Genomic DNA, 13074 nt, shown 5'->3' on the forward strand with positions numbered 1-13074 from the left:
TCTGCTGCCCGTCCATGTGGCCGCGACCGCCGGAACGGCCGGTGCGGGCCGGAAGGGCCCGGGGGTGGGCGGCGCTTGGTGGTCGGTCCTCGGCGTCCGGTGGGCGGACCGTTGGTTCGCCGTCGGGGAGCGGTGTACGGAGCGGGTCCGAGAGGTCGCGCGGGTCACCAGGGCATGGCTACGCCGCCGTTCGGGCGGAGGATCTGGCCGGTCATGAAGGCCGACGCGTCGGAAGCGAGATGAAGCACGGTGTGGGCGACGTCCTCGGGTTCGCCCACCCGCCCCAGCGGGGAGATCCGCGCCATCGTCGCCTCGACCCGGTGCTGCCGGTCCGAGTCGTGGCGGGCGGTCATGGGTGTACGGATCCAGCCCGGGGCGACGGCGTTGACGCGGATCGCGTGCGGCCCCAGCTCCGTCGCCAGTGTCTTCGTCAGCTGGACGACCGCCGCCTTGGCCGTGCTGTAGCAGAGCAGCCCCGGGGCGGCGGAGTCGACCGCCCCCGAGGCCATGGTGATCAGTGAACCGGGGGTGCCGCGCGCGATCATGCCGCGGGCCACCTCCTGGCAGGCGTACAGCACACCCTTGAAATTGACCGCGAGGACGCGGTCGAGGTCTTCGTCCGAGGTCTCCAGGACGCTGCTCGTATGCATGATTCCGGCGACGGCCGCCAGGATGTCGAGGTCGCCCGCGGCGGCCACCGCGGCCCCGACCTCACTGCGGTCGGTGACATCGAGGACCTGGATGTGGGATGTGCCACCCGCTTCGGTGATCAGGTCCTGGGTCTCCAGCAGGCCCTTCTCGTCGAGGTCCGCGCAGTGCGCCGTGGCGCCCGCGGCGGCGAGCAGGACGGCGCAGGCGCGGCCGATGCCGCCCGCGGCGCCGGTGATGAACGCGGAGCGGCCCGTGAGGTCGTACGCGGTGAGGGGCATGACCGGACGGTACGACCGGATCTGACGGGTCGTCAACCATTCGGTGGGCCTCAGCCGGTGGGGCCCGACTGGCAGCGCGGACACCAGTAGGCGGGGCGGGAGTCCTGGTCTCCGGTGCGGATCGGGGTGCCGCAGCGCAGACAGGGGCGGTCGGCCCTGCCGTATACCCAGAGCCGTTCCCTCGGGCCCGGGCCGCGCGCGGACGTGCCGGTGGTCGTGCGCAGGGGGCGGTCGCGGTTGGCTTCGAGCAGCTGCTTGGCCGTCGTGACCAGGCGTACGGCGGTGGGGGCGGGCAGTTCGCCGATGGCGAGCCAGGGGGTGGCGCGGGCCAGGAAGCAGAGCTCGGCCTTGTAGACGTTGCCGATTCCGGCCAGATTGCGCTGGTCCAGCAGGGCTTCGCCGAGCGGGCGGCCGGGGTCGGCGAGCAGATTGCGCAGAGCGGTGTCGGGATCCCAGTCGGGGCCCAGCAGATCGGGGCCGAGATGACCGACCGCCCTGCTCTCGTCCCGGGTGCGGAGCAGCTCCAGGACAGGCAGCCGGTAGCCGACGGCGGTGTGCTCGGTGTTGGCGAGGATCGCGCGGATCTGGTGCGTGGGGCCACCGCGCCAGCGCTCGCCCGGGGCGTAGACGCGCCAGGCACCGTCCATCCGGAGATGGCTGTGCAGGGTGAGGCCCCCCTCGACGCGGGCGAGGAGATGCTTGCCGCGCGAGACGACGTCCAGGACCGTCCGGCCGGTGAGGTCGGCGGTGGCGAATCGGGGGACGCGCAGGTCGGACCGGGTGAGGACCTGACCGGCGAGTGCGGTGTGCAGCCGTCCGGCGGTCTGCAGGACGGTGTCTCCTTCGGGCATGCCTCCATGATGCGGGTGGGGAGCGGCGCGCTGGTCGTTCAGGCGCGCAGGCGGAGTCCCCTCGGGGTCGCGAGGAAGCCGGCCGCCTCCAGTGTGCGGCCGAGCGGGGAGGTCAGGGACGGTGCGCCATTGGTGCGCTCCACCGTGACCGTGCCGAGCGCGCCGGCGCGGGCGGCCGCCGCCAGCGCCCCGGCCGCCGCGAGGAGCGCCGGGTCGTCCGGGTCGGTGGGCCAGGCCAGCAGCGTTCTGCCACCGCGCTCCATGTACATCGCCAGCTCGCCGTCGACCAGCACCACCAGGGCGCCCGCCTTGCGGCCGGGCTTGTGCCCGGCGCCGTCCGGCGGCTCGGGCCAGGGCAGTGCCGCGCCGTACGCGTTGGCAGGGTCCGCCGCGGCGAGGACCAGGGCGTGGCGTGCGGCGCCCGGCTCCGTACGGTCGCGGGCGGTGGACGTGGCACGCAGCCGGTCCACCGCGCCGTCCATCGCGAACTGTGCGGCCCCCAGGCCCTCGACGACATACCCGCGCCGGGCCTGCCCGTTGTCCTCGAAGGCGGACAGGACGCGGTACGTCGCGGAGAAGCCGCCCTCGACGCCCTCGGCCTGGACGGCACCGCGGGTCACCACCCCGTGGCGGTCCAGGAGGGTGCGGGCCAGTGCGTGAGCACGGTGCGTGGGGTCGGGTTCGACGGCGGGCAGCAGGGACCAGCGGCCCGAGACGGTGGGCGGGCCGGTGCGGGACGCGGGCCGGGCGGCGGAGGTGAGCGAGCCGTAGCGCCCGCGCGGGACACTGCGTCTGGCGCGGTGGGCGGTCGACCCCGCCGTGCGGCCGGAGCCCAGCAGAGAGCGCAGCGGTGCGAGTGTGTCATTGGTGAGCCGGCCGGACCAGGCCAGCTCCCAGATGGCGTCGGCGAGTTGCGGATCGGAGCAGTCCGGATGAGTGGTGGCGCGGACCTGATCGGCGATCTGCCGGAAGAACAGTCCGTATCCGCCGCCCAGGGCGGTCAGGACGGATTCGTGCAACGCGCTGAGCTCCAGCGGGTGCGGGGGCGTGAGGAGGAGAGGCGCGCTGTCGGCGAGGTAGAGGGACAGCCAGCCGTCCTTGCCGGGAAGGGCGCCGGCGCCGGCCCAGACGACTTCGCCGGTGGTGGTCAGCTCGTCGAGCATCGCGGGGGTGTAGTCCGTGACCCGGCCCGGCAGGATCAGCTTCTCCAGCGCCGACGCCGGGACGGGCGCGCCCTGCAACTGCTCGATGGCACGGGCCAGTCCGTCGATTCCGCGAAGGCTGTTGCTGCCCAGGTGCTGCCACTTCGGGAGGAATCCGGCGAGGGCGGCAGGCGGGACCGGTTCCAGCTCGTGGCGGAGCGCGGCGAGCGAACGGCGGCGCAACCTGCGCAGCACGGTCGCGTCGCACCACTCCTGGCCGATGCCGGCGGGATGGAATTCACCCTGGACGATCCGGCCGGACGCGGCGAGCCGCTGCAACGCCCCGTCCGTGACGGCGGTGCCGAGGCCGAAGCGGGTGGCGGCACCGGTGGAGGTGAACGGGCCGTGCGTACGGGCGTACCGGCCGAGGAGGTCGCCCAGGGGGTCCTTCACCGGTTCGGTGAACGCCTCGGGGACGCCGACCGGGAGGGCGGTGCCCAGCGCGTCCCGCAGGCGGCCCGCGTCCTCGATCGCGGCCCAGTGATCGGCTCCACCGATCCGGACCCGGATGGCCCGGCGGGCCGCGGACAGCTCCGGAGCCCATGCCGGGTCGGCGCCGCGCTCCGCCAACTCCTCGTCGGTGAGCGGACCGAGGACCCGGAGGAGATCGGCGACACCCTCCACGTCCTTGATCCGGCGGTCCTCGGTCAGCCACTGGAGCTCCTGCCCCAGCTCGGTCAGGACATCTGCGTCGAGCAGCTCGCGCAGCTCCGCCTGGCCGAGGAGCTCCGCCAGGAGGTGGGAGTCGAGGGAGAGGGCGGCGGCCCGCCGTTCGGCCAGGGGCGAGTCGCCCTCGTACAGGAACTGGGCGACATAGCCGAACAGGAGCGAGCGCGCGAAGGGCGAGGGCTCCGGGGTGGTCACCTCGACCAGCCGGACCCGGCGCGCTTCGAGGTCACCCATGAGTTCCGTGAGCCCGGGTACGTCGAAGACGTCCTGGAGGCATTCGCGGACCGCTTCCAGGACGATCGGGAAGGAGCCGAACTCCGAGGCGACCTGGAGGAGTTGCGCAGCGCGCTGGCGCTGCTGCCACAGCGGGGTGCGTTTGCCGGGGCTGCGGCGCGGCAGCAGCAGGGCACGGGCCGCGCACTCGCGGAACCGGGAGGCGAACAGGGCCGAACCGCCGACCTGGTCGGTGACGATCTGTCCGATCTCGCCCTGCTCGAACGTCACGTCCGCCGCGCCGACGGGCGGTTGTTCGCTGTCGTGGGAGAGGCCCGCCGGCGGTGCCGGATCCTTGGCGGGACCGTGGACCGGGTCCTGCGCCAGGTCCTGTGCGGGGTCGAAGTCGAGGAGGTCCAGTCCCATCAGGTCGGCGTCCGGCAGCCGCAGCACGATGCCGTCGTCGGCATGCATCACCTGGGCGTCCATGCCGTACCGCTCCGCGAGGCGGGCGCTCAGTGCCAGCGCCCACGGCGCGTGCACCTGCGCGCCGAACGGGGAATGGACCACGACCCGCCAGTCACCCAGCTCGTCGCGGAACCGCTCGACGAGGATGGTCCGGTCGTCCGGCACATGGCCGCAGGCGCGGCGCTGCTCGTCGATGTACGACAGGGTGTTGTCGGCGGCCCAGGTGTCGAGGCCGGCGGCGAGCAGACGGCCGCGGGCGTCCTTCTGCGACAGGCCGCCGATCTCGCGGAGGAACGCCCCCAGCGCACGCCCCAGCTCCAGCGGGCGGCCCAGCTGGTCGCCCTTCCAGAACGGCAGCCGGCCGGGAACGCCCGGGGCCGGCGACACCAGGACCCGGTCACGGGTGATGTCCTCGATCCGCCAGGACGTGGTGCCCAGCGTGAAGACATCGCCCACCCGGGACTCGTACACCATCTCCTCGTCGAGCTCGCCGACCCGGCCGCCGCCCTTCTTGGGGTCGGCGCCCGCGAGGAAGACCCCGAAGAGCCCCCGGTCGGGAATCGTGCCCCCGGAGGTGACGGCGAGCCGTTGTGCGCCGGGGCGGCCGGTGACCGTGCCGGCCACTCGGTCCCAGACCACGCGGGGGCGCAGCTCGGCGAAGGCGTCGGAGGGGTAGCGGCCGGCGAGCATGTCCAGCACGGCGGTGAACGCGGACTCGGGCAGTGAGGCGAACGGGGCGGCGCGACGGACGGTCGCCAGCAGGTCGTCCACCTGCCAGCTGTCCAGGGAGACCATGGCGACCAGCTGCTGGGCCAGCACGTCCAGCGGGTTGGACGGAACCCGGAGCGCCTCGATGGAGCCCTCGCGCATCCGCTCGGTGACCACGGCCGCCTGCACCAGATCTCCCCGGTACTTCGGGAAGACCACTCCGGTGGAGACCGCGCCGACCTGGTGCCCGGCGCGGCCGACGCGTTGCAGGCCGGAGGCGACCGAAGGCGGCGACTCCACCTGGATGACCAGGTCGACGGCGCCCATGTCGATGCCCAGCTCCAGGCTGGAGGTGGCGACGACGGCCGGCAGCCGGCCCGCCTTGAGGTCCTCCTCGACCTGGGCGCGCTGTTCCTTGGAGACCGAACCGTGATGGGCGCGGGCGAGCAGAGCGGGGGCGCCCTTCGCCGCACCGGACTCGGCCATGATCTCGGCGGGGGAGTGGGACTCGGCGATCGTCTCGCCGGTGAGCCGCTCGTACGCGATCTCGTTGAGCCGGTTGCACAGCCGCTCGGCCAGGCGACGGGAATTGGCGAAGACGATGGTGGAGCGATGCCGCTGGACCAGGTCGACGATCCGCTCCTCGACATGGGGCCAGATCGACGGCTTCTCCGCCTGGCCCGCCTGGTCGGGGTCGGTGGCGGGGGAGCCGCCGAGCTCGCCCAGATCCTCGACCGGCACGACCACCGACAGGTCGAACCGCTTGGTGGACGGCGGCTGGACGATCTCCACCTTGCGCCGGGGCGAGAGGAAACGGGCCACCTCATCGACCGGACGGACCGTCGCCGACAGGCCGATCCGCCGGGCCGGACGCGGCAGCAGCTCGTCGAGACGCTCCAGAGACACGGCGAGATGGGCGCCCCGCTTCGTGCCCGCCACGGCGTGCACCTCGTCGAGGATCACCGTCTCGACTCCGGACAGCGCCTCCCGGGCGGACGAGGTCAGCATCAGGAACAGCGATTCGGGGGTGGTGATCAGGATGTCCGGAGGCCGGGTCGCCATCGAGCGGCGCTCGGCGGGCGGGGTGTCGCCGGAGCGGATCCCCACCCGGACCTCGGGCTCGGGCAGCCTCAGACGCACCGACTCCTGACGGATGCCGGTCAGCGGTGAGCGGAGGTTGCGCTCCACATCGACCGCGAGCGCCTTGAGAGGAGACACGTACAGCACTCGGCAGCGCTTCTTCGCTTCGGCGGGCGGCGGGACGGACGCCAGGGTGTCGAGCGCGGCGAGAAAGGCGGCGAGGGTCTTGCCGGAGCCGGTCGGCGCGACGACCAGCACGTCCGAACCCTCGCCGATGGCGCGCCAGGCGCCCTCCTGCGCGGCGGTGGGCGCACTGAAGGCACCCGCGAACCAGCCGCGGGTCGCGGGCGAGAACGAATCGAGCGCAGAGCCGGCCATGTCCCCCATCGTGCACCCCACCACTGACAACGGCCCCGACACCGTGCACCCCACCACCTTGCGACGGCCCGTGCACGGCGCACCTCGCCCACTCGCGACGGCCCGTGCACGGCGCACCCCCGCCCACCCGCGACGGCCGCCCGGCCGTCCTCGGCGGCCCCGTCCCCGAGCTGCGAGAATTCGTGCATGGCGGCGATAGCGGAGTCGGGGCGGGGGGAGTGGGCGAGGTACTGGCAGTACGCGGAGCTGCCCGACCTCGATCTGCTGCGTGCCCGGTATGTGCGCCACACCTTCCCGCGCCACAGCCACGAGGGCTATGTCTTCGGCACCATCACCCGCGGGGTCGAGGACGTCGGGCTGCCGGGCGGCACCGTCCACGCCGGTCCCGGCACCGTCGTCATGATCAACCCGGAAGTGCCGCACACGGCCCGCGCGGGTGTGCCGGAGGGCTGGGTGTACGCCACGCTCTACCCGTCCTCGCAGGTGATCAACGACATCGCGGCCGACACGACGAGCCTGCGCGGCACGGTCGGATTCGCCGAGACCAGCGTCGTGGACCCGTACGCGGCCCGGCTGATCGGCGAGGTCCACCGGGCGGCCGAGGAGGGCAACGCGCTCGCCGCCGACACGGTGCTGCGGGTCATGGTCACGAGACTGCTGGACCGGTGCGGCAGCGCGCTGCCCGTCTGCGCGCCCCGCTCGGCGGGCGCCCGCGACGCGGCGCGGGCCCGCGCGGTGCTGGAGGGCAGGATGGCGGCGCCGCCCACCCTGGAGGCACTGGCGGCGGAGCTGGGCACCAGTCCGTTCGCGCTGCTGAGAGCCTTCAAGAAGCAGTACGGGATGCCGCCGCACGCCTGGCTCACCGATGCCCGGGTACGGGCGGCGCGGAGGATGCTCGACGCGGGGACGGCGCCCGCGGAGGCGGCCGCCGAGGTCGGCTTCACCGACCAGCCGCATCTCAACCGTCACTTCACCCGGATCGTGGGGGTGCCACCCGGCGCGTACCAGCGTGAGCGTGCAAGAACGTACAAGACCGGTCCAGATCTGCCCAGGTAGCGTTCCGGGCGTGGCAGAACAGACAACACTCCCAGAGGGCGTCGGCGAAACGGCCGACGCACCCCACGGCAACGCGGTCCACCCCGGAGAGCAGCAGGCCGCGGCCGGTGCAGGGCCGGACGGCGCGGAGCCGACCGGTGCGAAGCCGGACGCGGCCGTCGTGCGCGATGCACTCGGCGTCGGGATAGCCGTCGGGCTCTCCGGCTTCGCCTTCGGCGTGACCTCGGCCGGTTCCGGACTGAGCCTGCTGCAGACCTGCGCGCTCAGCCTCGCCGTCTTCACCGGTGCCTCGCAGTTCGCCCTCGTCGGCGCCCTCGCCGCGGGCGGCAATCCGTACACCGCGGCCGCCGGGGCCTTCTTCCTCGGCGTACGCAACTCGTTCTACGGCCTGCGGCTGTCCCAGCTGCTGGCGCTTCCCCGGGCGCTGCGCCCCTTCGCCGCCCAGTGGGTCATCGACGAGACGACCGCCGTGACACTGCCGCAGCCGACCCGGCGGGCGGCACGGATCGGCTTCGCCGTCACCGGGCTGACCCTGTATGTGCTGTGGAACCTGACCACGCTGCTGGGAGCCCTGGGCGCCGAGGCGCTCGGCGACACCGACACCTGGGGGCTGGACGCGGCCTCGCCCGCGGTCTTCCTCGCCCTGCTCGCGCCGATGCTGAAGAGCACCACGGAACGCGTCACCGCCGCGCTCGCGGTCCTGCTCGCACTCGGCCTGCTGCCCGTGGTCCCCGCAGGCGTCCCGGTCCTGCTGTCGGCGCTCGCCGCACCTGCCGTCCTGTTCCTGAGCGGACGCATGAAGGGAACGGCCGGGGAAACGGCCACCAGGAAGAAGCACGCGGAGAAGCACACGCAGACGAGTACGCGGACGAGCACGGAGGAGGACCGGTGAACGTCTGGATCGCCATCGCGCTGACCGCCGTCGGCTGCTATCTCGCCAAGCTTCTCGGACTGCTGGTGCCCGCAGGCGTACTGGAGCGTCCGCTCACCCGGCGTCTCGCCGCACTGCTGCCCGTGGCGCTCCTGGCCGCACTCACCGCGCAGCAGACGTTCGGCGACGGGCAGCACCTGGCACTGGACGCCAGGGGAGCAGGCCTGGCCGCAGCGGCGCTCGCGCTGGTGCTGCGCGCGCCCTTCCTCGTGGTCGTGGGCGTCGCCGTGGTCGTCACCGCAGGGGTACGCGCCCTCGGTTAGACCACCGCGTGGATGTGTGCGGATGTGTAAGGGGCTGGGTCCATGGGGCCGAGCCCCTTACACACGTCGGTGGAAGACCGGCACCCGTGCGCCTGGAACCGGCCGGCGACCGGGCCTCAGTAGAGGCTGCGGCCGTGGGCGCGCAGTGTCAGCAGCGCCTTGAGCGTCACGATGGGCCGCCCCTCCAGAGCCGTCCCCGGGGCCCACTGCCGCCAGTCGACCGGCCAGCCGCCGTCCGGCTGCTGCCCGGCCGCGAGATGGTCGAGCGAGCGGGAGAGCTCCTCGTCGGTGAACCAGTGCCGGGCGAGCGAATCGGGCGTACGGGCGTAGTCGTACGGAAAATGCTGCTCACCCGGCGCGTATCCGGCCGCGACCGGGTACTCGGCCCGCCGCTCCGGATCCAGTACCGCGAGACGCTGATCCCGCACCAGCCGCCCGAGCCGGTCGGCCGCCGCCTCCGCCCGCGACCGGTCCGGAGCGCCGTCCAGGAAGGCGAGCGCCGCCTCGATCTCGTACGGATGCGACCGGTCCAGCGCGTCCACCGCGGCCCAGCAGAAATCGGTGGCCCGGAACAGCCAGGCGTGCCACACCGCGTTGCGGTGCAGGAGCCCGACGACGGGTCCGGTGGTCAGCAGCTCCGCGGGAGGATCGTCGACGATCGGGATGAACGGCGCGGCGGGATAGCCGCGCTGCGTCGGCAGCAGAGCGGGCAGCGCACCCTCCTTGGTCGACACCTCGGTGAGGAAGCGGCAGATCCGCTCCACCCGCAGCCCGTCGCAGCGCCCGATGGAGTCCAGCACATTGAGCGCGTGCGCGGTGTGCAGTGGCTGACTGACGGGGCCGCGAAGATCGGGTTCGAGCGCGTGCCCGTAGCCGCCGTCCTCGTTCAGATAGGCGGCGAGTGCGGTTTCCACGGCGTCCGCACCTCCTTCCAGGAAGTGATGAGCGAACCGCCGTTGTTCCAGGACACGGGCCGTGAGCCAAATGAACTGCTCGGCACGGTTGAGGGGACTTCTTCCGGTTCCAGCCATGGACCGACCGTAGGACGGTAAGCGCTCTCGACAAGACGTAGCGGCCCGGCTGCACTCTCAGGAGCGGGATACTGAGGTCATGCGGTTGACGATTTTCTGGGAACGGATGGCGGACCACTTCGGAGCCGGGTACGCCGACTCCTTCGCACGCGATCATGTGATGGCCGAGCTCGGCGGGCAGACGGTGCACCAGGCGCTGGCCGCGGGCTGGGAGACCAAGGACGTCTGGCGCGGTGTCTGTACCGCGGTCGGCATCCCGGCGGACAAGCGCTGACCCGAGGTCCACGGCCGTACCGCCGACGCCGGAGCCGTCGCCCACCGGCGTCGTTTCCGGGCCCGCCGCGGCCCGGCGAAGGCTTCCGGTACCTCGCGGACACACGCCGATTTCCGGTTCGTCAGCGGCCGGACCTGTGCTGTTGTCCGGGGCGGGCGATTGCTTGTCGCAGCCGTAGGCGAGACTGGAACCGTGGCACCGACAGACGAGACAGCACAGACCCAGCCGCCCTCCGCACCGCCCGTCCCGCCGGCCGCGCCACCCGCAGCGCCCGTCGGCAGCGGGCCGGTGCGCATGCCCGCGTGGCTGCCGCGTGCCATGGTCCTGGCCCTGGCGCTCTATGCCTGCTTCCGGCTCGGCAGCTGGGCGTTCGACCAGCTCATCGGGCTGCTGATCAATGTGCTGATCGCGTTCTTCCTGGCGCTCGCCATCGAGCCGGCGGTGAGCCGGATGTCGGCCCGCGGTATGCGCCGGGGCCTGGCCACCTTCCTGGTCTTCCTGGCGGTGCTGATCGCCGGGGTGGGCTTCGTCGTGCTGCTCGGCTCGATGCTCGCGGGCCAGATCGTCGACATGGTCGACGAGTTCCCGAAGTATCTGGACTCGGTGATCAACTGGGTCAACAAGAGCTTCCACACCGACCTCTCCAGGGTCGAGGTCCAGGACAGCGTGCTCCATTCCGACTGGCTGCAGAAGTACGTCCAGAACAGTGCGACCGGAGTGCTCGACATCTCCACCACCGTGCTCGGCGGGCTGTTCCGTCTTCTGACGATCTTCCTGTTCTCGTTCTACTTCGCGGCCGACGGCCCCAGGCTGCGGCGCGCGCTGTGCTCCGTGCTGCCGCCCGCCAGGCAGGCGGAGGTCCTGCGGGCCTGGGAGATCGCGGTAGACAAGACCGGCGGCTACCTCTACTCGCGCGGTCTGATGGCCCTCATCTCCGGGATCGCGCACTACATCCTGCTGGTGGTCCTCGGCGTTCCGTACGCGCCCGCGCTCGCCGTCTGGGTCGGGCTGGTCTCCCAGTTCATCCCCACGATCGGTACGTATCTGGCGGGCGCCCTGCCGATGCTGATCGCGTTCACCATCGACCCCTGGTACGCGGTGTGGGTGCTCGGCTTCGTCGTGGTCTACCAGCAGTTCGAGAACTACGCGCTGCAGCCCAAGCTCACCTCCAAGACCGTCGACATCCATCCGGCGGTCGCCTTCGGATCGGTCATCGCGGGCACGGCCCTGATGGGCGCCGTGGGCGCGCTGATCGCGATCCCGGCCGTCGCCACGCTCCAGGCTTTCCTCGGCGCGTATGTGAAGCGGTACGAGGTGACGGACGACCCGCGGATGCACGGCCGGGGCCGCCGAGGCGGCGAGCCGGTGCTCACACGGCTTCGCCGTTCCTGGCGCGTCCCCGAGAGCGAGGGCGGAGAGGGCGGACAGGCCACCGCCGGAGAACCGGAGGGCCCGGCGCGCGCCTGACCCCGTGGGGCTTCACCCTCCTTCCGGCTGTCAGCGATAGCCCGTCACGTCGGCGGGCCGGCCCGGGTCCTGGACCTCGGTGACGTACCTCCAGGCGTCGGGCCGGCTGCCGTCGAGATCGGTGAAGCCGTAGACCTTCGCCAGCTGTCCGCTCGACAGGGACCTGCCGTTCCAGCGCGACACCTGGGGGTCCTGCGCGAGTGCGGCCACCGCCCGGCCGACGAACGCCGGACTCTCGGAAATGGCGAAGTGGGGCGAGTGCGCGATCGCGTCGCGCCAGTTCGCCTCGGTTACCCCGTGGGCCTCCAGCATGGCCTCGGACCGCAGCCAGCCGGGTGTGAGGGACACGGCGGTCGCACCGTGGGGCTCCAGCTCGTGCGCCAGCGCGAACGCCATCCGGTTCACCGACGCCTTGGCCAGGTCGTAGAAGAAGGACACCCGGTAATGGCAGGCGTTGTACTCATCGGTCCCGTCGGTCACCTCGACGACCAGCCCTCCCGGCGTCCCGATCAGGAGCGGGAGCGCGTAGTGGCTGGTGATCGCGTGGGTGTCCACCGCCAGGCGCAGCGTGTGCAGCCCGGTGTCCAGGGAGGACTCCCAGACCGACCTGTCCCACTCGATCCGCGCGCCCCAGATGTCGTTCACGAGGACGTGCAGACGGCCCTGCTCCCTCCGGATGCGGGCCACGAGCGCCTCGACCTCCTCGGGCACCAGATGGTCGACCCGGACCGGGATCCCGCACCCGCCCGCCTCGTCCACGAGAGCCGCGGTCTCCTCCACGGTCTCCGGGCGGTCCATCTCCGAGCGCTCCGATCCGCTCGTCCGTCCCGTGACGTAGACGGTCGCCCCGATCGCACCCAGCTGAACGGCGATGCCGCGGCCCGCACCCCGCGTCGCCCCGGCGACCAGAGCCACTTTCGCTGTCTGTTTCGTCACCATGTGGCCGGAATTTAGCATGGCCTCGACCGCTCGATCCGGACTCTCCGGGGTGCAATGCCAGGGCGCTACCCTGGGTGCAGATCGGCTCGGCGTGCTGCGCTTGACAGCAAAATCGAACATCCATTCTCATGGGATTCCGGCCGGGTTTTCCCGGGCCCGACCGTGGAGTTGTCCACAGGCCGGGAGGACGTCGAGGCCCATTGTCAGTGGCAGGGGTTAGCGTCTTTGACGTGAAGCGATCGACTCAAGCAAATCGGGTGGAACCCATGGCAGGAACCGACCGCGAGAAGGCGCTGGACGCCGCACTCGCTCAGATTGAACGGCAATTCGGCAAGGGCGCGGTGATGCGCCTCGGCGAGCGGCCGAACGAGCCCATCGAAGTGATCCCCACCGGGTCGACCGCCCTCGACGTGGCCCTCGGTGTCGGCGGCCTGCCGCGCGGCCGTGTGGTGGAGGTGTACGGACCGGAATCCTCCGGTAAGACGACGCTGACGCTGCACGCGGTGGCGAACGCGCAGAGGCTCGGCGGCTCGGTCGCCTTCATCGACGCGGAGCACGCCCTGGACCCCGAGTACGCGAAGAAGCTCGGCGTCGACATCGACAGCCTCATCCTGT

Annotated in this window: 11 protein-coding genes; 6 read left to right on the top strand and 5 right to left on the bottom strand. The window is 72.1% G+C overall.

Translation table 11 applies throughout. The features are described 5' to 3' along the window. Positions 1-164: 164 nt before the first annotated feature. From ABZ622_RS37285 to ABZ622_RS37295, 3 genes are read right to left on the bottom strand one after another with little or no spacing between them, the layout of a single operon-like run. Positions 165-929, bottom strand: coding sequence for an SDR family NAD(P)-dependent oxidoreductase (locus ABZ622_RS37285; protein WP_360551073.1), 765 nt, complete (start codon positions 927-929; stop codon positions 165-167). Between the two features lie 50 nt (positions 930-979). Continuing rightward, positions 980-1780, bottom strand: coding sequence for a DNA-formamidopyrimidine glycosylase family protein (locus ABZ622_RS37290; protein WP_360551075.1), 801 nt, complete (start codon positions 1778-1780; stop codon positions 980-982). Between the two features lie 38 nt (positions 1781-1818). Continuing rightward, positions 1819-6498: a DEAD/DEAH box helicase gene (locus tag ABZ622_RS37295; RefSeq protein ID WP_360551077.1), complete on the bottom strand. Its 4680-nt coding sequence runs from the start codon at positions 6496-6498 to the stop codon at positions 1819-1821. 186 nt (positions 6499-6684) lie between these two features. On the opposite strand from ABZ622_RS37295, the gene ABZ622_RS37300 reads away from it, so the two are divergent. The 3 genes from ABZ622_RS37300 to ABZ622_RS37310 are packed head-to-tail and all read left to right on the top strand — an operon-like array spanning position 6685 to position 8748. Continuing rightward, the gene (locus ABZ622_RS37300; protein ID WP_360551079.1) at positions 6685-7554 is read left to right on the top strand and encodes an AraC family transcriptional regulator; all 870 of its coding nucleotides are present in this window, start codon (positions 6685-6687) and stop codon (positions 7552-7554) included. A gap of 10 nt (positions 7555-7564) precedes the next feature. Further along, positions 7565-8446: an AzlC family ABC transporter permease gene (locus ABZ622_RS37305; protein ID WP_360551081.1), complete on the top strand. Its 882-nt coding sequence runs from the start codon at positions 7565-7567 to the stop codon at positions 8444-8446. Further along, positions 8443-8748 (top strand): AzlD domain-containing protein, encoded by a 306-nt coding sequence (locus ABZ622_RS37310; protein WP_266911411.1) that lies wholly within the window; start codon positions 8443-8445, stop codon positions 8746-8748. Before ABZ622_RS37305 ends, ABZ622_RS37310 begins: the two co-directional genes overlap by 4 nt. Before the next feature lie 116 nt (positions 8749-8864). Here ABZ622_RS37310 and ABZ622_RS37315 read toward each other — a convergent pair whose 3' ends face one another. After that, entirely contained in the window at positions 8865-9779 is a 915-nt protein-coding gene (locus ABZ622_RS37315) for a hypothetical protein (protein ID WP_360551083.1), read from the bottom strand. 79 nt (positions 9780-9858) lie between these two features. On the opposite strand from ABZ622_RS37315, the gene ABZ622_RS37320 reads away from it, so the two are divergent. Both ABZ622_RS37320 and ABZ622_RS37325 read left to right on the top strand, forming a co-directional pair. Continuing rightward, on the top strand, positions 9859-10053 hold the full coding sequence (locus tag ABZ622_RS37320) for a DUF3046 domain-containing protein (RefSeq protein WP_114247022.1): 195 nt from the start codon (positions 9859-9861) through the stop codon (positions 10051-10053). 294 nt (positions 10054-10347) lie between these two features. Beyond that, complete coding sequence (locus ABZ622_RS37325) at positions 10348-11520, top strand: AI-2E family transporter (RefSeq protein ID WP_360551089.1); 1173 nt, start codon at positions 10348-10350, stop codon at positions 11518-11520. Between the two features lie 30 nt (positions 11521-11550). Here ABZ622_RS37325 and ABZ622_RS37330 read toward each other — a convergent pair whose 3' ends face one another. Beyond that, positions 11551-12435 carry an SDR family oxidoreductase gene (locus tag ABZ622_RS37330; RefSeq protein ID WP_360551091.1) on the bottom strand — a complete coding sequence of 295 codons (885 nt, stop codon included), beginning with the start codon at positions 12433-12435 and terminating at the stop codon, positions 11551-11553. Between the two features lie 290 nt (positions 12436-12725). Here ABZ622_RS37330 and ABZ622_RS37335 point away from each other — a divergent pair. Then, on the top strand, positions 12726-13074 hold a 349-nt coding region (locus ABZ622_RS37335), incomplete at its 3' end, for an ATPase domain-containing protein (protein ID WP_360551085.1).

This window comes from Streptomyces sp. NPDC007164 (assembly GCF_040634135.1).
In the GTDB taxonomy this organism is placed as follows: Bacteria; Actinomycetota; Actinomycetes; order Streptomycetales; family Streptomycetaceae; genus Streptomyces; species Streptomyces sanglieri.

Coding starts and splice junctions, on each gene's coding strand:
- ABZ622_RS37285 (WP_360551073.1), bottom strand. CDS start 929: ATGCCCCTCACCGCGTACGACCTCACGGGCCGCTCCGCGTTCATCACC.
- ABZ622_RS37290 (WP_360551075.1), bottom strand. CDS start 1,780: ATGCCCGAAGGAGACACCGTCCTGCAGACCGCCGGACGGCTGCACACC.
- ABZ622_RS37295 (WP_360551077.1), bottom strand. CDS start 6,498: ATGGCCGGCTCTGCGCTCGATTCGTTCTCGCCCGCGACCCGCGGCTGG.
- ABZ622_RS37300 (WP_360551079.1), top strand. CDS start 6,685: ATGGCGGCGATAGCGGAGTCGGGGCGGGGGGAGTGGGCGAGGTACTGG.
- ABZ622_RS37315 (WP_360551083.1), bottom strand. CDS start 9,779: ATGGCTGGAACCGGAAGAAGTCCCCTCAACCGTGCCGAGCAGTTCATT.
- ABZ622_RS37320 (WP_114247022.1), top strand. CDS start 9,859: ATGCGGTTGACGATTTTCTGGGAACGGATGGCGGACCACTTCGGAGCC.
- ABZ622_RS37325 (WP_360551089.1), top strand. CDS start 10,348: ATGCCCGCGTGGCTGCCGCGTGCCATGGTCCTGGCCCTGGCGCTCTAT.